The following is an 18302-nucleotide window of genomic DNA, read 5'->3' as shown; positions in this document are numbered from 1 at the left end:
CCAGAAAACCTTGATCATGTTGCAGAACATTCCTACCCACGTCATCGCAGGCCCCTTGGGTGCCGGCAAGACCAGCCTGATCCGCCAGCTCATGGCGCAACGACCGGCCGGTGAGCGCTGGGCGGTACTGATCAACGAGTTCGGCCAGATCGGCCTCGACGCTGCCCTGTTGACCCGGGACGCCGATGGTATCGCACTGGGCGAAGTGGCCGGGGGCTGTTTGTGTTGCGTGAACGGTGCGCCGTTTCAGATCGGGCTGGGACGTTTATTGCGCAAGGCTCAGCCGGATCGCCTGTTCATCGAGCCCTCCGGATTGGGGCATCCGGCGCAGTTGCTGCAACAACTGAGCGAGGCGCCATGGCAAGGTGTTCTCGCCGTTCAGCCCTGCGTTCTGGTGCTGGACGCCCAGGCACTGGCGGCGGGCAAGACGCTACCGCCAGCGCAGCGAGAGGCGATCCCGAATGCCGGTCTGCTGGTGTTGAACAAGGCAGAAAGCCTCGATGAATCCGAGCGTGAGCTGATCGCCCGCCAGTTGCCGTCCGTCAGGCTGATCTGGACGCAACAGGCATCGTTGCCCCTGAGCGAATTGCCGGGTGTGACAGCGCAAGCGCAAACGGGTGTGGATCAGTTGATCTTGCCTAAAGGACTGGCGCAGATGCCGGCCGTCTGGAGCGATCCGGCTTCGCCGATCTGCCTGAGTCAGGCGCAAGAGGGCGGCTGGAGCATCGGCTGGCGCTGGCACCCAAGCCAGACGTTTGATCTGGCTCGCATCACTCAGTGGCTGGAATCCCTGAACTGGCGCCGGGCGAAGCTGGTTATCCACAGCCAGGATGGCTGGGAATCAGCCAATGCCCTGGATAGCGCCAAACCGGACTGGCAACCCAGCGAATGGCGCAAGGATTCGCGGATCGAGCTGATTTTCGACCAGCCGCAGGCGATCGATGAGTTGCAGGCAGGATTGGCCGGTTGTCGGATTCAAGCGACCTGACTCAAGGCTTCCACTTGGTGTGTTCCTGGCGCCACTGGCTCAGTTCGATGACTTGCGCGCTCGGCCTGGCCACCTCCACCACGGGCGGGGTGTCGTCGAACGGTGCCGGGTAGGGCGCCAGTTCGATCTGCGCACTGTGGGGGCCGAACTGGGTGATGGTGCCGTTGTGACGGGTTTCGCCGGTCACGGTGAATTCGAAGTTGTAGACCCGGGCCAGACGCCGACGCCCGCTGGCATCCTTGATGAGACCGATCTTCTTCAGCGCCACGTTGCCGTCGAGCAGTTCGACGCCGACATTCACGCAATGCTGCTTGACCCGTTCCAGCGCCCGCTCGCGCAGGCCATGGTTGTGCCACAGCCACGCGCCGGCAACGGCGAACAGCATCAGCACGAAAATGTTTTCCAGGGTCAGCATCAACAAGAAACTCCAAAAGTTGGCATCAGCTTAACTGCGTCGCCGGTCTGTCGTACAGACTGCGTTTCGTCGCATACTGCGCGGCTTGAATTTCAATCGTTTTACGGAAAAACCCGAATGAAACGTACGCCTCATCTGCTCGCCATCCAGTCCCATGTGGTGTTCGGCCATGCCGGCAACAGCGCTGCGGTTTTTCCGATGCAGCGGGTCGGGGTCAACGTCTGGCCGCTCAACACCGTGCAGTTCTCCAACCACACTCAGTACGGCCAGTGGGCCGGAGAAGTGCTGGCGCCGCAGCGGATCCCGGAACTGGTCGAGGGCATCGCCGCCATCGGTGAGCTGGGCAATTGCGACGCGGTGCTGTCCGGGTATCTCGGTAGTGCGGCGCAGGGCCGGGCGATTCTCAGTGGCATCGAGCGGATCAAGGCGGTCAATCCGAAAGCCCTGTACCTGTGCGACCCGGTGATGGGGCATCCGGAGAAGGGTTGCAGCGTGCCGGCTGAAGTCAGTGACTTCCTGCTCGACGAAGCCGCAGCAGTAGCTGACTTCATGTGCCCGAACCAGCTCGAGCTGGACAGCTTCTCGGGGCGCAAGCCGCAGTCGCTGTTCGATTGCCTGGCGATGGCGCGGGCGCTGCTGGCACGCGGGCCGAAAGCGGTGCTGGTCAAGCATCTGGATTACCCGGGGAAACCGGCGGATGGCTTCGAGATGCTGCTGGTGACTGCCGAGGGCAGTTGGCATTTGCGGCGCCCGTTGTTGGCGTTTCCGCGTCAGCCGGTCGGTGTGGGCGATCTGACGTCCGGCCTGTTCCTGGCGCGGGTGCTGCTCGGCGACAGTCTGGTGGCGGCGTTTGAATTCACCGCAGCGGCGGTGCATGAGGTGCTGCTGGAAACCCAGGCGTGTGCCAGTTACGAGCTGCAGCTGGTGCGGGCTCAGGACCGGATTGCGCATCCGCGGGTGAAGTTCGAGGCCACGCCGATCAGCCTCTGATACGCGTCGGCCTCAATCGCGAGCAGGCTCGCTCCCACAGAGAAAACATCAACTGTGGGAGCGAGCCTGCTCGCGATGGCGGTCGTCAGATCGCTACAAGTCTCAGGCGTCGCCCTTTATTTCCTGATAGCGTTTTTCCAGCTCCTGGCGAATCTGCCGGCGCTGCTGGGCCTGCATGTAGCGGCGTTTGTCTTCGCTGTTCTGCGGCTGCAGTGGCGGCACGGCGGCCGGTTTGCGCTGATCATCCACGGCAACCATGGTGAAGAAGCAGCTGTTGGTATGGCGCACCGAGCGCTCGCGAATGTTCTCGGTCACCACTTTGATGCCGACTTCCATCGAGGTGTTGCCGGTGTAGTTGACCGACGCCAGGAAGGTCACCAGTTCGCCGACATGGATCGGCTCGCGGAAAATCACCTGATCCACCGACAGGGTCACCACGTAGCGGCCGGCATAACGGCTGGCGCAGGCGTAGGCCACTTCGTCGAGGTATTTGAGCAGGGTGCCGCCGTGGACATTGCCAGAGAAGTTGGCCATGTCGGGGGTCATCAGTACCGTCATCGACAGCTGGGCGTTTCCGGGTTCCATAACGTTCTCACGGGTCAAGGCAGGGTTGCTGGAAGAAGCACCTCTGCGGGTGCCTGGTCGCTTTTCAAAACCACCGTTATCGGGACGCCGGGCAGCTGGCCGCCGTCACGCCCGGATCGATCTGTTTCCATATATTGCACCGCCTTTCAGCCGGAAGTCGCGGTGTTACCCTGCAAAAGCCCACCCCAAGGGCGATTCCTACACCTAAAGCGGATTTTTACTCAGCTCGCCCAGACGTTTTCAGACGACTGCCGCGAGCATCGTCATTCAAGGAGCCCACGCCATGCATGCCATCAGCTTTATTCAGGATCTGGCAGTGATCATGCTGGTCGCAGGCGTGGTGACCGTGCTGTTCCACCGTTTCAAGCAGCCGGTTGTGCTGGGATACATCGTTGCCGGCTTCATCATCGGCCCGCACACCCCGCCGTTCGGCCTGATCCATGACGAAGAAACCATCAAGACCCTCGCCGAGCTGGGGGTGATTTTCCTGATGTTCTGCCTGGGCCTGGAGTTCAGCCTGCGCAAACTGTTCAAGGTTGGAGCCACGGCGTTTATCGCGGCATTCCTGGAAATCATCCTGATGATCTGGATCGGCTACGAAATCGGCCGCTGGTTCGACTGGAACACCATGGATTCGCTGTTTCTCGGCGCAATCCTGGCGATTTCCTCGACCACCATCATCGTCAAGGCGCTCAACGATCTGAAGATGAAAAACGAGCGCTTCGCCCAGTTGATCTTCGGCGTGCTGATCGTCGAGGACATTCTCGGCATCGGCATCATTGCGCTGCTTTCAAGCATCGCCGTCAGCGGCACGGTCAGCTCCGGCGAAGTGTTCTCCACAGTCGGCAAACTCTCGCTGTTCATGATCGTAGCGCTGGTCATCGGCATTCTGCTGGTACCGCGATTGCTGGCCTATGTGGCGAAGTTCGAAAGCAACGAGATGCTGCTGATCACCGTGCTCGGGCTGTGCTTCGGCTTCTGCCTGCTGGTGGTCAAGCTTGAGTACAGCATGGTGCTCGGCGCGTTCCTGATCGGCGCGATCATGGCCGAGTCGCGGCAATTGCTGAAGATCGAGCGCCTGATCGAGCCGGTCCGCGACCTGTTCAGCGCGATCTTCTTCGTCGCCATCGGCCTGATGCTCGATCCGATGATCCTTCTGCAATACGCGTGGCCGATTGCGGTGATCACCGTCGCCGTGGTGCTGGGCAAGATGTTGTCCTGCGGCCTCGGTGCCTTTATCGCCGGCAATGACGGACGCACCTCACTGCGGGTCGGGATGGGTCTTTCGCAGATCGGCGAGTTCTCCTTCATCATCGCCGCGCTGGGGATGACGCTGCAGGTGACCAGTAACTTCCTGTATCCGGTGGCCGTGGCGGTTTCGGTGATTACCACGCTGCTGACGCCTTACCTGATCCGCGCCGCCGATCCACTGTCGATCAAGCTGTCCGCCGCCATGCCGCAGCGTCTCGGGCGGGTGTTCGGGATGTATGGCGAATGGCTGCGCAGTATTCAGCCGCAGGGTGAGGGCGCGATGCTGGCGTCGATGATCCGGCGAATTCTGTTGCAGGTCGGGGTCAATCTGGCGCTGGTGATTGCGATCTTCTTTGCCGGCGCTTTCTTTGCCGGGCGCCTCTCGACGTGGCTGCAGGACTGGATCAGCGATCCGAGCTGGCAGAAGGCGTTGATCTGGGGTGGGGCGTTGCTGTTGTCGCTGCCGTTCCTGATCGCGGCCTATCGCAAGCTCAAGGCGCTGTCGATGCTGCTGGCGGAGATGGGCGTGAAGCCGGAGATGGCGGGGCGTCACACACAGCGAGTGCGCCGGGTGATCGCCGAAGTGATCCCGATCCTCTCGCTGCTGGTGATTTTCCTGCTGCTGGCAGCCTTGTCGGCCAGTATCCTGCCGACCAACAAGTTGCTGGTGCTGGTCGCCGTGGTCGCGGCCGCCGTGGCGGCGCTGCTCTGGCGCTGGTTCATCCGGGTGCACACGCGGATGCAGGTGGCCTTGCTGGAGACCCTCGACAATCACAAGGAATCGTCGGGGCATTGACCCGGCGTGGCGTCTGGCGGATCAGCTTTCCAGCCAGACGTCCCGTGCCCAGTGCCAGACCGATTCCCAGGACTCCTCGGTGATCAGCTCTTCTTCGCCGGACCACAGCACCACGGTGCCGTCTTCTTCGACGCAGTAGTAGTTGTCGCCGTCCTGGCAGATCGGGATCAGGTCGCGCGGCACACCGGCGTCCCAGGCATTGGCGGCTACATCCGGCAGGTAGGTGTGGGACTGCGGGTCGGTGACGGTCACCGGCTCCAGGCTGCCGTAAACCACGTCGCTGACGGTCAGCAGAAACTCTTTGAAGACGAACGGGATGTTGATGAAGAGTTCTTCTTCGACTTCCACCAACTGGTCTTCGTCGGGCAACTCCAGGGGAACCGGCACGGGTTCGTTGGCTTCGCGCAGTTGTTCGATGATTTCTTCCACGTCCGGGATCCTCTTGCTTGAATGGCGCGGTTTATATGGGCCGGTTTATACAGTAGCTCGCTATAGATGCAACCGCGAAATAGAAAACCCCGGCCGAGGCCGGGGTTTTTATTGCTGCGGGTAAAACGTCGGAGGTGATCAGCCGTTCTGGCGGATACCGGCGACCAGCCAAGGCTGGTTGTCGCCCTGTGGACGTTCCATGTTCCAGCTTTCGCTGAACACTTCGCCCTGCTGGTCGAAACGCGAGGTCTTCGACACACCGTTGAAGGTCAGGGTGGCGATGGTCTTGTCCGCACGGTCATCCACACCGTCCAGTTGTACCTGGAGATTTTCGATGAAGGTGGACTGGAACGCATCGCCCAGTTCCGCGCGCTCGCGCTTGAGGAACTCGAACATTTGCGGAGTCACGAACTCGGCGATCTTGTCCATTTCGTTGGCATCCCAGTGCTGCTGCAGCGCCTGGAAGTGGCTGCGGGCGGCTTCGAGGAAGCGCTGCTCGTTGAACCAGGCCGGTGCGTTGATCACCGGACGGGCGGCAGCCGGAGCAGCCGAGCCACCGAAGATCGAACCCATGGCGGCAGGTTTCTGCTCGAACACTTCACGCTGCATCGGCGCACCGGCCGGTGCGAACTGCTCCTGCTGTTTGCGGCGACGAGCGGCGATGAAGCGGAAGATCACGAACGCGATCACGGCCATGATCAGGATGTCGAAGATCTGCATGCCCTGGAAGCCGCCGCCCATGAGCATGGACGCCAGCAGGCCGCCGGCAGCGATGCCGGCCAGAGGGCCGAGCCATTTCGAAGCGCCGCCAGCCTTGGCAGCAGCGCCTGCGGCACCGGCAGCACCAGCGGTCGCAGCCGCGCCGCCCATGCCTGGGGAAGAAGGAGCCATCTGGCTGGTCTGGTGCGTCGGCGCAGCGCCGGCGCTTTTGCCACCACCAAAGCGCTTGGCGTTGGCGTCGAGGCTCATCGTCAGGCCGATGCACAACGCCATGGCGATGCTAAGAAAACGTTTCATAAAGGGAATTCCCGTTTGTGGAGACACGCGCGCCATGTTGCACAGCTGAAGTGTCACTGGCTAGCAAGAGAGTGTTTCGGGCTTTTGCCTGACAGGTTACGTTCAGCTCGGTCGAGGCAATAAGGCCATGTACTTTTGTCTGTAGGAAAAGGAGGTAGGTTCAGTGGGAAATGGATCAGCGTCGAAACGCCAACATCACCACACCCGCGGTGATCAGACCGATGCCGCCCCACTGGCGCAGGTCGAGTTTTTCGCCCAGCAGAATCACGCCGAGCACCGCCACCAACACCACGCTGAGCTTGTCCACCGGAGCGACCAGCGAGGCCGGCCCGACTTTCAAGGCGCGGAAATAGCACAGCCACGAAGCCCCGGTACCCAGACCCGACAACAGCAGGAACAGATAGCTTTTGGCAGAGATCGATCCCAGTGACTGATATTGGCCCGTGGCGTACAAAATCAAGGCCAGGCTGACGAGTACCACGATGGTGCGCAGCAGGGTGGCGAAGTCGGAGTTGACGTTTTCGATGCCGACCTTGGCGAAGATTGCCGTCAATGCGGCGAAGGTGGCCGAGAGCAGGGCCCAGAATGTCCAGGAGGAAAAGAAGCCAGAGCCCATGGATGTTGTCCTGTCGGTAAGGGTTGCATGAATCCATGTGGGAGCGAGCCTGCTCGCGATGGCTGCACCGTGGTTTATCAGATAAACGCGGCGCTCCAATTCGCGAGCAGGCTCGCTCCCACAGAACAGCAGAGCCGGCGTTTAGATGGCTTCCAGCTTCGCGTAACCCAGCATCAGCCACTTGCTGCCTTCACTGAAGTTCACTTGCACCCGTGCCTGAGCCCCGGCGCCTTCGAAGTTGAGGATCACGCCGTCGCCAAAGATCGAGTGCCGCACAGCCTGGCCGAGGCTCAGGCCGGTATCCGGGATCTCGCTGCCGCTGAACAGGTTGCTGCCGCTCATCGACTGGTTGCCGCCGAACGGTCGGCTGACGCTGTTCGACAGCCGCACTTCCTGAATCAGGCCTTTCGGCACTTCCCGTACGAATCGCGACACCTTGTTGTAGGTTTCGCTGCCGTACAGGCGTCGGGTTTCAGCGTAGGTCATCACCAGGTTCTGCATCGCCCGGGTGATGCCGACGTAAGCCAGACGACGCTCCTCTTCAAGACGTCCCGGTTCTTCCAGGCTCATCTTGTGCGGGAACAGGCCTTCTTCCATGCCCACCAGGAACACGTAAGGGAATTCCAGGCCCTTGGCGCTGTGCAGGGTCATCAACTGAATGCTGTCTTCGTGCTCATCAGCCTGAGTGTCACCGGCCTCCAGCGACGCGTGGCCGAGGAACGCCGCCAGCGGTGTCAGGTCTTCGTCTTCTTCGGTGTTCTCGAAGTTGCGCGCGGCGCTGACCAGTTCCTCAAGGTTTTCCACCCGGGCCTGGCCTTTCTCGCCTTTTTCCGCTTCGTGGTAGGCGATCAGCCCGGATTGCTCGATGACAGTCTGGGTCATCAGGTGCAACGGCATCTCGGCGCACTTGGCGGCGAGGTTCTCGATCAGCTCGATGAACGCGCCGAGGGCGCCGGCCGCACGACCGGTCAGGCCCTTGTTGGCCACCAGCTGGCGCATGGCTTCCCACATCGACACATCGCTGTGGCGCGCATGTTCACGGATGGCTTCGACGGTTTTTTCGCCGATGCCGCGAGCCGGAACGTTGATCACCCGCTCCAGCGCCGCATCGTTGCCGCGACCTTCCAGCAAACGCAGGTAGGCCATGGCGTTTTTGATTTCAGCCCGCTCGAAGAAGCGTTGGCCACCATAGATGCGGTAGGGAATGCGCTCGCGCAGCAAGGCTTCTTCCAGAACGCGGGATTGGGCGTTGGAGCGGTAGAGAATCGCGATATCGCTGCGGGCCAGGCCGGTTTTCAGCGCGCTTTCGATGGTTTCGACAACGTAGCGTGCTTCATCGTGTTCGTTGAACGCGGCGTACAGGTTGATTGCTTCGCCGTCGCCACCGTCGGTCCACAGCTCCTTGCCCAGACGCCCGGTGTTGTTGGCGATCAGGGCGTTGGCGGCTTTCAGGATGCCGGCGGTGGAGCGGTAGTTCTGCTCCAGACGGATGGTCTCGGAATCCGGGAAGTCGGAAGAATACTGGTGAATGTTCTCGATTTTCGCGCCGCGCCAGCCGTAGATCGACTGGTCGTCGTCGCCGACCACCATCAGGCTGTCGCCACCCTTGCCCAGCAGGCGCAGCCAGGCGTACTGCACGGCGTTGGTGTCCTGGAACTCGTCCACCAGAATGTGGCGGAAACGCTTCTGGTAGTGGGCCAGCAGGCCCGGATGGTCGCGCCACAGGTCGAGGGCGCGCAGCAGCAGCTCGGAGAAATCGATGACGCCGGCGCGCTGGCAGGCCGCCTCGTAGGCCTCGTAGATGCCGCGCATGGTGGCCAGGTACAGATCGCCGCTGGCCTGAATGTGCTGCGGACGCAGACCTTCGTCTTTCTGCCCGTTGATGAACCACTGGGCCTGACGGGCCGGCCAGCGCTGTTCGTCCAGCCCCAGCTCGCGGATCACCCGCTTAACCAGACGTTGCTGGTCATCGCTGTCGAGAATCTGGAAGGTCTGGCTCAAGCCTGCTTCCTGCCAGTGCGCCCGCAACAGGCGGTGCGCCAGGCCGTGGAACGTGCCGACCCACATGCCGGCCGGGTTGATCCCCAGCAATTGCTCGATGCGGTGACGCATCTCGGCAGCGGCCTTGTTGGTGAAGGTCACCGACAGGATCGAGTGGGGCGAGGCGTTTTCGACCTGGATCAACCAGGCGATACGGTGCACCAGCACTCGGGTCTTGCCTGAGCCGGCACCGGCCAGGACCAATTGACGACCAACGGGAGCCGCTACGGCCTGGCGTTGGGCATCGTTGAGGGAGTTCAGCAGAAGGGAGAGATCATCGCGCATCGGGGCATTCTAGGGTGCGCCGCAGGCCCGGGCAAACCGAGCTTTGCATTAGCCGATGAAAGTGCTGCCGATGACGACCGGTCGGTCACCGGCTACAGGCGTTGGCCCGCCTGGCGTCGGGGCTCTTGCGGGTGACGGGAGGTCGAAAAGTTTCGGCGAAATTATGATCTGGAGCAGTTTGGCAAGTGGTTGGGCTTGTGTATGCTCCGTCCACGTTTCCGGGCGCATGCTCACACTTATAAGAACAAGAACGTTGCCTATGACCCTCAGCTTCGACCTGTCGGGCCCCTCTGTGGAACCCCGGGTGATCCGCAAGCATTACGCCACCCAAATGGCGGTCGAGCGCACGCGCCTTCTATACCAGGGTTCGCTGTTACCCACCCTGTTCATGTTGATCAATGGTCTGGTCTGCGCCGGTCTGCTCTGGAGTCCGCAGCGTTACTTCGTGGTCAGCGTCTGGCTGGTGTGGCTGCTGTCGCTGGTGGCGTTGCGGGTGATTCAGGTTGCGGCATTCGATTCGGCGATCCCCGACCGCCAGGCCCAGCCGATCTGGGGTCGGATGTTCCTGCTCGGTTCGACCATGACCGGCCTGACCCTGGCCGGCGCCGGCATCGCCCTGGTCCCGGCCGACAATTTCATGCAGCAGGCCTGGGTGTTCGGCCTGATCGGCGCCGCAACCCTGTCGGCCAGCGTGGCCTACGCCGTGAGCATTCCGGCCTTTCTTTCCTTTACCTTGCCATGCCTGTTGCCGGCCATCGGTTATCTGTTCTGGGGTGGTGACGAACTGGCGCGTGGCTGGGGCTGGCTCGGGTTGATCCTGCTCGGTTCCCTGAGTGTGGTGGCGTGGCAGGTCAACCGATTGATCGACCGTGGTTTGCTGCGGCGCTTCCAGAACCAGCACCTGATCGAACACTTGCAACAAGCCCAATCTCGCAGCGAACTGCTCAATCAGGCGTTGGCGAAGGAAATCGAACAGCGCCGCTGCGCCGAAGCGAAGTTACGCGAAGCCCAGGTCGAACTGGAGGACCGGGTGGCCCAGCGCAGCCGCGAACTGGACGTTGCCAACCAGGCCCTGAGCAAAAGCGAAGCGCGCCTGGCCCTGGCGTTGAAGGCCAGTGAACTGGGGCTATGGGACTGGAACCTGCAGACCGACGAAGTTCACCACACGCAGATTCAGGAACTGTTCGGCCTGGATCCGGAATACGTCACCGGGCTGCTCAGGCACCTGCGGCCCCGGCTGCACCCGGAAGATGTACCGCCGCTCAAACGGGCGTTGATCGAGCACTTGAAGGGGCGCACCGAGGATTATCAGATCGAATACCGCGTGCGCCATGGCGACGGTCACTGGGTCTGGATCGAAGACCGGGGACGCGCGGTGGAGCGCGATGACAGCGGGCGGGTTATTCGCATGGTGGGCACCCGGCGCGACATCAGTGTCGGCAAAAGCCTGGAGGCCCAGCAGCAATTGGCCGCGACGGTGTTCGAGGCCGCCAGCGAAGGCATCGTGATTCTCGACCCGAACTATTCGTTGATCGCCATCAATCAGGCCTTCAGCCGGGTTACCGGTTACGACATCGACGACATGCTCGGGCGCAATGTCGTCGAACTGCCGTGCAGTCGTGACGCCCGGCGGCATTACGTCGCGATCCGCCACGCGCTGGAGCAGCACGGCAGTTGGCAGGGCGAACTGGTGGAAACCCGCAAGAACGGCGAGCTGTATCCACAGTGGCTGCAATTGAATGCGGTACGCGACGGTCGGGGAAATGTGAGTCATATCGTCGGCTTCTTCGCCGATCTGTCGGCAAGACGCGAATCCGAAGAGCGTATGCGTTATTTGACGCACTACGACGAACTCACCGGTCTGGCCAACCGTTCGCTGTTCCGCGAACGATTGCACGAAGCCCATCAGCGTGTACGGCAGGGCGGACGGCGGAGTCTGGCGCTGCTGCACATCAATCTGGATCGCTTCAAGCTGCTCAACGACAGTCTGGGCCATGAAATCGCTGACCAGTTGCTGCAAAAGATGTCTCGACGGCTGGTCAGTGCCTTGCCGGAAGCTGACACCATCGCCCGGTTGTCCGGGGACGAATTCGCGGTGCTGTTCGATGCCTACGGCAACCTGTCGAGTCTGGCGCGGGTTGCCACGCGGCTGTCGGCCAAGCTGCGCCTGCCGCTGACGGTGGAAGGGCATGAGCTGGTGGTCAGCGCCTCGATGGGCATCAGCATGTTGCCGGACAACGCCCGGGAGGTTGCCGCGCTGGTCAGCCAGTCGAACATGGCGATGCAACATGCCAAACACCTGGGCGGCAACAATTTCCAGTTCTACACCGACAGCCTGCAGGCCAGCACACTGGAACGTCTGCAACTGGAAAACCAGCTGCGCAAAGCCATCGAGGACAAGCAGCTCAACGTCTTCTATCAACCGAAACTGTGTTTGGCGACCGGCCGTCTCAACGCGGCGGAAGCGCTGGTGCGCTGGGATCATCCGACCATGGGCCGGGTGCCGCCGGGGGATTTCATCGGTCTGGCCGAAGAGACGGGACTGATCGGGCCGATCGGCGAATTCGTGCTGCGTCAGGCCTGTTGGCAGGCCTGCGAATGGCAGCGGCAGGGGCTGGAACCGATCCGGGTTTCGGTAAACCTGTCGGTGCATCAGTTGCGTCAGGGCAAACTGGTCAGTCTGGTGCGCCAGGTGCTGGAGGAAACCGGGCTGGCGCCGCACTACCTCGAACTGGAACTGACCGAAAGCCAGTTGCTCGACAGCGTCGAACACATCATCGCCACCTTCCAGCAACTGCGGGACTTGGGCGTGAAACTGGCGATCGACGATTTCGGCACCGGTTATTCATCGCTGAGTTATCTGAAGCGGATTCCGGTGGATTACGTGAAGATCGATCAGGCGTTCATTCGTGGGTTGGGGGAGGGCAGCGAAGATGCGGCGATCACTCGCGCGATCATCGCCATGGCCCATGGCCTGTCCTTGAAAGTGGTGGCCGAAGGTGTCGAGCGGCCGGAGCAGCTTGAGTTCCTGAAGGCCGAGGGTTGCGACGAGGTGCAGGGGTATCTGATCAGCCGTCCGGTGGAGGCTGCCGGTCTGGCTGGCTTGCTGGGCCAGCAGGAAAATCCCCGGTAAAGGGCTACATGCAGTGCATGTCGCCTGATCCGGGGCGATCCAGTTACGCATTGAGCAGGCAAAAAGCCAATTCATGTAGTATAACTACAAGCTTGCTACATCCCCGGCATCTGGCCAAAGCACATCTTTCCATAACAAGAGTCCAGCCCCTTGAATCTGCTGCAACACATCGCCCAGTCACGTCACCTGTTACGCAAGTCGGAGCTCAAGGTCGCCGACCACGTGCTGCTTGACCCTGCGGCAGTGATGCACAGTTCCATGGCCGATCTGGCCCACAGCGTCGGCATCAGCGAGCCGACCATCGTGCGCTTCTGCCGTGCCATCGGCTGTTCCGGTTTTCAGGATCTGAAACTCAAGCTCGCGCAGAGCCTCGCGGCCGGCGCCAGTTTCGGTCAGTTCGCGATCCATGAAGACGACTCGGTCGCCGACTACAGTCTGAAGATTTTCGACACCACCCTGCACACCCTGATGGAGGTTCGCGAGAAGCTCGATCCGCTGGAGTTGCAGCGAGCGGTGACGCTGATGTCCCAGGCCCAGCGAGTCGAGTTCTACGGTTTTGGCGCCTCGGGCGCTGTGGCAGCGGATGCGCAGCACAAGTTCTTCCGTCTGCTGCTGACGGCGGCGGCCTATTCCGACCCGCACATGCAGGCGATGTCGGCGGTGACCCTGAAGCCGACCGACGTGGCGATCTGCATTTCCCAGTCCGGTCGCTCCAAGGACTTGCTGATCACTGCCAACCTGGTCCGCGAGAGCGGTGCGTCGCTGATCACCTTGTGCCCGAGCCAGACGCCTTTGGCCGAGCTGTCGACCGTCAACCTGGCGATCGACGTGCACGAAGACACCGAAATCTACACGCCGCTGACCTCGCGCATCGCCCACCTGGTGGTGATCGACGTGCTGGCCATGGGCGTGGCCATGGCGCGCGGGCCGAGCCTGGTCAACCACCTCAAGAGCGTCAAGCGCAGTCTGCGCAGCTTGCGGCTGTCGCCCAAGTCGGTGAAAGCGCTGGATGACTGAAAGTCATGGGGTGAAGGCAATCTTCATCTGCCTGTAACCCCGGCGAAGCCAAACCGTCATCGCCCGCGCCTATCGTGAAACTCCCGTACTCGCCTTGGGAGACTCGAAATGGCTCAGCCTTACGAAGAACGCAACAGCGCCGCGAAAACCCGTCGTCAGCAGGAAGACCAGCGCCGCATGGAATTCCGCCGCGCCATCGAAGATCGCTTCGAACTTCGTCAGCTTCAGACCGAAATCAGCGATTTTCCCGAGGATATCGAACTCAACTACTGGCAGGCAGCTCCCGCAGCTTCCCGTCGAAGCGCTCAACCAGCGCGCTGATCTGCACCCGTTCGCTGCGGATAAACGCCAGGAAGGCGTGCGCCACCGGTGACAGGCGTTTGGCTTTGGCCTGCACCAGGCACCAGCTGCGAAACAGCGGCAACTCTTCGACCGGCAGCTCCACCAGGCCGCCGGTCGCCAGCTCCAGGTTCAGGGCGTGGCGCGTCAACAGTGCTACGCCCAGACCCGCCAAAACGCATTCGCGCTGAGCTTCAGCCGACGCCACTTCTTGAGTCTGCGTGAAGTGCACGCGTTTCTCTTTGAAATACTCTTCACAGGCCAGTCGCGTTCCCGAGCCGGGCTCGCGAATCAGCAGTGTGTAAGGCTCAAGGTCCTGCAGGCGCAGCGGGCCCATGTGTGCCAGCGGATGGTCCGGTCGGGCGGTTGCCACGATCGGGTTGTTGAGGAAGGGGAGGAACTCCAGGCCCATGTCCTGGGGGACCATCGACATGATCACCAGGTCGTCGCGGTTGTCCGAGAGCCGGCGAATTACCTGGCCGCGGTTGACCACCGTCAGTTGCAGATTCACTTCCGGATGCTGGCGCTTGAAGGCTGCAAACAAGTGCGGCACGAAGTATTTGGCGCTGGATTCCACCGCCAGTTTCAACTGGCCCTGCAGCGAGCCCTGCATGTCCGACAGCTGCATGTCGAGGTTTTCAAGGCGGCCAAAGATGTCGCGACTGGCACGCTGGAGTGCTTCGGCGGCCTCGGTCATGTAGAGTTTTTTGCCGACGTAATCGAACAGCGGCTGCCCGATCAGCTCTTCAAGCTGACGAATCTGTAGGCTGACGGCCGGTTGTGTGAGAGACATTTCCTCGGCTGCGCGGCTGTAGGAACGTAAATCACACACTTCATTGAAGATCTGCAATTGACGCAATGTCATACGCATCAAGGACTTACGCATTTTCTACCGACTCTGGCCGCTGGCTGGTGCAACGACTATAAGTCTTTACTTATGCCTGACCCAATTTTTATTCATTTTTGTTAATCCCTTGTGAGCGCTAGTGTGAAGCCGCGACCAGATTGAAACATTTGGTCACGCGTCGACCTGGGTCTAGCAGGTCGTGGGTACCACCGGCTCAAGGGAACCTCCAAGTGATAACAAAGATCCTGATCGCCAACCGTGGTGAGATTGCCGTACGAATCGTGCGTGCCTGCGCCGAGATGGGCATTCGCTCGGTTGCGATTTTTTCCGACGCCGACCGCCATGCCTTGCATGTGAAGCGTGCGGACGAGGCCCACAGCATTGGTGCCGAGCCGCTGGCCGGTTACCTCAACCCGCGCAAGCTGGTGAACCTGGCGGTGGAAACCGGTTGCGATGCACTCCATCCCGGCTACGGTTTCCTTTCGGAGAACGCCGAACTGGCAGAGATCTGCGCCGAACGCGGGATCAAATTCATCGGTCCGTCGGCGGAAGTCATCCGCCGCATGGGCGACAAGACCGAAGCGCGCCGCAGCATGATCAAGGCCGGTGTGCCGGTCACGCCGGGCACTGAAGGCAACGTCTCGGGTATTGAAGAAGCGTTGAGCGAGGGCGACCGCATCGGTTACCCGGTGATGCTCAAGGCCACCTCCGGTGGTGGCGGTCGCGGTATCCGTCGCTGCAACAGCCGCGAAGAACTCGAACAGAATTTCCCCCGGGTCATTTCCGAAGCCACCAAGGCTTTCGGTTCGGCGGAAGTGTTCCTGGAAAAATGCATCGTCAATCCAAAGCACATCGAAGCGCAGATTCTCGGCGACAGCTTCGGCAATGTGGTGCACCTGTTCGAGCGTGACTGCTCGATCCAGCGCCGCAACCAGAAGCTGATCGAAATCGCCCCGAGCCCGCAGCTGACCCCGGAACAGCGCGCCTACATCGGCGACCTGTCGGTGCGCGCGGCCAAGGCCGTGGGTTACGAAAACGCCGGCACCGTGGAGTTCCTGCTCGCCGAGGGCGAGGTGTACTTCATGGAGATGAACACCCGGGTGCAGGTGGAACACACCATCACCGAAGAAATCACCGGGATCGACATCGTCCGCGAACAGATCCGCATCGCCTCCGGCCTGCCGCTGTCTGTGAAGCAGGAAGACATCCAGCATCGCGGTTTTGCCCTGCAATTCCGGATCAACGCCGAAGACCCGAAAAACAACTTCCTGCCGAGCTTCGGCAAGATCACCCGTTACTACGCTCCCGGCGGCCCGGGCGTGCGCACCGACACGGCGATCTACACCGGCTACACCATTCCACCGTTCTACGACTCGATGTGCCTGAAACTGGTGGTATGGGCACTGACCTGGGAAGAGGCGATGGACCGTGGTCTGCGCGCCCTCGACGACATGCGTCTGCAAGGTGTGAAGACCACCGCCGCGTATTACCAGGAAATCCTGCGCAACCCGGAATTCCGTAGCGGCCAGTTCAATACCAGCTTCGTTGAAAGCCACCCTGAACTGACCAACTACTCGATCAAGCGCAAACCCGAAGAGCTGGCCCTGGCCATCGCCGCCGCCATTGCCGCCCACGCAGGCCTGTGAGGAATAGAACAATGACTAAAAAGATTTTCGTAACCGACACCATCCTGCGCGATGCCCACCAATCGCTGCTCGCCACCCGCATGCGCACCGAAGACATGCTGCCGATCTGCGACAAGCTGGACAAGGTCGGCTACTGGTCGCTGGAAGTCTGGGGCGGCGCGACGTTCGACGCCTGCGTACGCTTCCTGAAAGAAGACCCGTGGGAGCGCCTGCGCCAACTGCGCGCTGCGCTGCCCAACACCCGTCTGCAAATGCTCCTGCGCGGGCAGAACCTGCTGGGCTATCGCCACTACAGCGATGACGTGGTCAAGGCGTTCGTCGCCAAGGCTGCGGTCAACGGCATCGACGTGTTCCGTATCTTCGACGCGATGAACGACGTGCGTAACCTGCGTGTGGCCATCGAAGCGGTAAAGGCTGCCGGCAAACATGCCCAGGGCACCATCGCCTACACCACCAGCCCGGTGCACACCATTGACGCATTCGTGGCCCAGGCCAAACAAATGGAAGCCATGGGTTGCGACTCGGTGGCGATCAAGGACATGGCCGGCCTGCTGACCCCGTATGCGACGGGCGAGCTGGTCAAAGCATTGAAAGCCGAGCAATCGCTGCCGGTGTTCATCCACTCCCACGACACCGCCGGTCTGGCCGCGATGTGCCAGTTGAAGGCCATCGAGAACGGTGCCGACCATATCGATACCGCCATCTCCAGCTTCGCTTGGGGCACCAGCCATCCGGGCACCGAGTCGATGGTTGCAGCTCTCAAGGGCAGTGAGTTCGACACCGGTCTGAACCTGGAGCTGTTGCAGGAAATCGGCCTGTACTTCTACGCCGTGCGCAAGAAGTACCACCAGTTCGAAAGCGAATTCACCGCCGTCGACACCCGCGTTCAAGTCAACCAGGTACCGGGCGGGATGATTTCCAACCTGGCCAACCAGTTGAAAGAGCAGGGCGCTCTGAATCGCATGAACGAAGTGCTGGCGGAAATCCCGCGCGTGCGCGAAGACCTCGGCTTCCCGCCGCTGGTAACCCCGACATCGCAGATTGTCGGCACTCAGGCGTTCTTCAACGTGCTGGCTGGCGAGCGTTACAAGACCATCACCAACGAGGTGAAGCTCTACCTGCAAGGTGGCTACGGCAAGGCGCCGGGCACCGTGAACGAGAAGCTGCGTCGCCAGGCCATCGGTAGCGAAGAAGTCATCGATGTCCGCCCGGCCGACCTGCTCAAGCCGGAAATGACCAAGCTGCGTGCCGACATCGGCGCGTTGGCCAAGTCTGAAGAAGACGTGCTGACCTTCGCCATGTTCCCGGACATCGGTCGCAAGTTCCTCGAAGAGCGTGCCGCCGGCACCCTCACCCCGGAAGTGCTGCTGCCGATCCCGGAAGCGGGCAAGGTGGCTTCGGCCGGCGGCGAAGGCGTACCGACCGAGTTCGTCATCGACGTTCACGGCGAAACCTACCGCGTGGACATCACCGGTGTCGGCGTCAAGGCCGAAGGCAAGCGTCACTTCTACCTGTCCATCGACGGCATGCCGGAAGAAGTGGTGTTCGAGCCGCTCAACGAATTCGTCGGTGGCGGAAGCAGCAAGCGCAAGCAGGCTTCGGCTCCGGGCCACGTCAGCACCACCATGCCGGGCAACATCGTCGATGTGCTGGTCAAGGAGGGCGACACCGTCAAGGCTGGCCAGGCTGTGCTGATCACCGAAGCGATGAAGATGGAAACCGAAGTCCAGGCTGCCGTTGCCGGCAAGGTCACCGCCATCCACGTTGCCAAGGGCGACCGGGTGAACCCGGGCGAAATCCTGATCGAGATCGAAGGCTGAGATAACGGCCTCGATACAACGCTTTAAACCTCGGGGGGGCATGTGCTCCCCTTTTTTTTGCTTTCAAAGTGCTGCCGCAACGTGCGGC

Annotated in this window: 15 protein-coding genes; 8 read left to right on the top strand and 7 right to left on the bottom strand. The window is 61.4% G+C overall.

All coding sequences use genetic code 11. The features are described from left to right. Window positions 1-16: 16 nt before the first annotated feature. The gene (locus tag DLD99_RS28705) at window positions 17-988 is read left to right on the top strand and encodes a CobW family GTP-binding protein (RefSeq protein ID WP_114886446.1); all 972 of its coding nucleotides are present in this window, start codon (window positions 17-19) and stop codon (window positions 986-988) included. 1 nt (window position 989) lies between these two features. Here DLD99_RS28705 and DLD99_RS28700 read toward each other — a convergent pair whose 3' ends face one another. After that, a complete protein-coding gene (locus tag DLD99_RS28700) occupies window positions 990-1403 on the bottom strand; it encodes a DUF3301 domain-containing protein (protein ID WP_085708786.1) in 414 nt (137 codons plus the stop codon). 117 nt (window positions 1404-1520) lie between these two features. Here DLD99_RS28700 and pdxY point away from each other — a divergent pair, with 117 nt between their 5' ends. Next, complete coding sequence (pdxY, locus tag DLD99_RS28695) at window positions 1521-2393, top strand: pyridoxal kinase PdxY (RefSeq protein ID WP_114886444.1); 873 nt, start codon at window positions 1521-1523, stop codon at window positions 2391-2393. 102 nt (window positions 2394-2495) lie between these two features. Here the strand turns inward: pdxY and DLD99_RS28690 are convergent, their stop codons facing one another. Beyond that, the gene (locus tag DLD99_RS28690) at window positions 2496-2978 is read right to left on the bottom strand and encodes an acyl-CoA thioesterase (RefSeq protein WP_003229693.1); all 483 of its coding nucleotides are present in this window, start codon (window positions 2976-2978) and stop codon (window positions 2496-2498) included. A 283-nt stretch (window positions 2979-3261) separates the two neighbouring features. On the opposite strand from DLD99_RS28690, the gene DLD99_RS28685 reads away from it, so the two are divergent. Further along, window positions 3262-5025, top strand: coding sequence for a cation:proton antiporter (locus DLD99_RS28685; protein ID WP_085708788.1), 1764 nt, complete (start codon window positions 3262-3264; stop codon window positions 5023-5025). Window positions 5026-5046: 21 nt separating this feature from the next. On the opposite strand, the gene DLD99_RS28680 is transcribed toward DLD99_RS28685, so the two are convergent. The 4 genes from DLD99_RS28680 to uvrD form a co-directional block, all read right to left on the bottom strand. Next, window positions 5047-5454 (bottom strand): SMI1/KNR4 family protein, encoded by a 408-nt coding sequence (locus tag DLD99_RS28680; RefSeq protein WP_007995855.1) that lies wholly within the window; start codon window positions 5452-5454, stop codon window positions 5047-5049. Window positions 5455-5592: 138 nt separating this feature from the next. Continuing rightward, on the bottom strand, window positions 5593-6471 hold the full coding sequence (locus tag DLD99_RS28675) for a Tim44 domain-containing protein (RefSeq protein WP_085708789.1): 879 nt from the start codon (window positions 6469-6471) through the stop codon (window positions 5593-5595). 175 nt (window positions 6472-6646) lie between these two features. Continuing rightward, on the bottom strand, window positions 6647-7087 hold the full coding sequence (locus DLD99_RS28670; RefSeq protein WP_016984014.1) for an EamA family transporter: 441 nt from the start codon (window positions 7085-7087) through the stop codon (window positions 6647-6649). A gap of 141 nt (window positions 7088-7228) precedes the next feature. After that, window positions 7229-9412, bottom strand: a complete 2184-nt coding sequence (gene uvrD / locus DLD99_RS28665; RefSeq protein ID WP_114886442.1) for a DNA helicase II — start codon at window positions 9410-9412, stop codon at window positions 7229-7231. 259 nt (window positions 9413-9671) lie between these two features. Between uvrD and DLD99_RS28660 the strand changes: the two genes are divergently transcribed. From DLD99_RS28660 to DLD99_RS28650, 3 genes are all read left to right on the top strand, one after another. Then, window positions 9672-12545 (top strand): GGDEF domain-containing phosphodiesterase, encoded by a 2874-nt coding sequence (locus tag DLD99_RS28660; protein ID WP_114886440.1) that lies wholly within the window; start codon window positions 9672-9674, stop codon window positions 12543-12545. A gap of 150 nt (window positions 12546-12695) precedes the next feature. Next, window positions 12696-13562 (top strand): transcriptional regulator HexR, encoded by an 867-nt coding sequence (gene hexR / locus DLD99_RS28655; protein ID WP_007954250.1) that lies wholly within the window; start codon window positions 12696-12698, stop codon window positions 13560-13562. 108 nt (window positions 13563-13670) lie between these two features. After that, window positions 13671-13883 (top strand): PA3496 family putative envelope integrity protein, encoded by a 213-nt coding sequence (locus DLD99_RS28650; protein ID WP_085708792.1) that lies wholly within the window; start codon window positions 13671-13673, stop codon window positions 13881-13883. On the opposite strand, the gene DLD99_RS28645 is transcribed toward DLD99_RS28650, so the two are convergent. Further along, window positions 13825-14787 carry a LysR family transcriptional regulator gene (locus tag DLD99_RS28645; RefSeq protein WP_085708793.1) on the bottom strand — a complete coding sequence of 321 codons (963 nt, stop codon included), beginning with the start codon at window positions 14785-14787 and terminating at the stop codon, window positions 13825-13827. The genes DLD99_RS28650 and DLD99_RS28645 overlap by 59 nt on opposite strands. Window positions 14788-14978: 191 nt before the next feature. Between DLD99_RS28645 and DLD99_RS28640 the strand changes: the two genes are divergently transcribed. Both DLD99_RS28640 and oadA read left to right on the top strand, forming a co-directional pair. Beyond that, complete coding sequence (locus tag DLD99_RS28640) at window positions 14979-16394, top strand: acetyl-CoA carboxylase biotin carboxylase subunit (RefSeq protein ID WP_085708794.1); 1416 nt, start codon at window positions 14979-14981, stop codon at window positions 16392-16394. Window positions 16395-16405: 11 nt separating this feature from the next. Next, on the top strand, window positions 16406-18214 hold the full coding sequence (oadA, locus tag DLD99_RS28635) for a sodium-extruding oxaloacetate decarboxylase subunit alpha (RefSeq protein WP_085708795.1): 1809 nt from the start codon (window positions 16406-16408) through the stop codon (window positions 18212-18214). The last annotated feature ends 88 nt before the right edge of the window (window positions 18215-18302 follow it).

Origin of the sequence: Pseudomonas kribbensis, from assembly GCF_003352185.1 — a bacterium.
GTDB lineage: Bacteria > Pseudomonadota > Gammaproteobacteria > Pseudomonadales > Pseudomonadaceae > Aquipseudomonas > Aquipseudomonas kribbensis.
Note: the sequence above shows the minus strand (reverse complement) of the source record. Positions and strands in the feature narration are given on the sequence as shown.

What these genes read in the sequence shown, in the direction of transcription:
- DLD99_RS28705 (WP_114886446.1), top strand. Translation starts at nt 17, where the DNA reads ATGTTGCAGAACATTCCTACCCACGTCATCGCAGGCCCCTTGGGTGCC.
- DLD99_RS28700 (WP_085708786.1), bottom strand. Translation starts at nt 1,403, where the DNA reads ATGCTGACCCTGGAAAACATTTTCGTGCTGATGCTGTTCGCCGTTGCC.
- pdxY (WP_114886444.1), top strand. Translation starts at nt 1,521, where the DNA reads ATGAAACGTACGCCTCATCTGCTCGCCATCCAGTCCCATGTGGTGTTC.
- DLD99_RS28690 (WP_003229693.1), bottom strand. Translation starts at nt 2,978, where the DNA reads ATGGAACCCGGAAACGCCCAGCTGTCGATGACGGTACTGATGACCCCC.
- DLD99_RS28685 (WP_085708788.1), top strand. Translation starts at nt 3,262, where the DNA reads ATGCATGCCATCAGCTTTATTCAGGATCTGGCAGTGATCATGCTGGTC.
- DLD99_RS28675 (WP_085708789.1), bottom strand. Translation starts at nt 6,471, where the DNA reads ATGAAACGTTTTCTTAGCATCGCCATGGCGTTGTGCATCGGCCTGACG.
- DLD99_RS28670 (WP_016984014.1), bottom strand. Translation starts at nt 7,087, where the DNA reads ATGGGCTCTGGCTTCTTTTCCTCCTGGACATTCTGGGCCCTGCTCTCG.
- uvrD (WP_114886442.1), bottom strand. Translation starts at nt 9,412, where the DNA reads ATGCGCGATGATCTCTCCCTTCTGCTGAACTCCCTCAACGATGCCCAA.
- DLD99_RS28660 (WP_114886440.1), top strand. Translation starts at nt 9,672, where the DNA reads ATGACCCTCAGCTTCGACCTGTCGGGCCCCTCTGTGGAACCCCGGGTG.
- DLD99_RS28650 (WP_085708792.1), top strand. Translation starts at nt 13,671, where the DNA reads ATGGCTCAGCCTTACGAAGAACGCAACAGCGCCGCGAAAACCCGTCGT.
- DLD99_RS28645 (WP_085708793.1), bottom strand. Translation starts at nt 14,787, where the DNA reads ATGCGTAAGTCCTTGATGCGTATGACATTGCGTCAATTGCAGATCTTC.
- oadA (WP_085708795.1), top strand. Translation starts at nt 16,406, where the DNA reads ATGACTAAAAAGATTTTCGTAACCGACACCATCCTGCGCGATGCCCAC.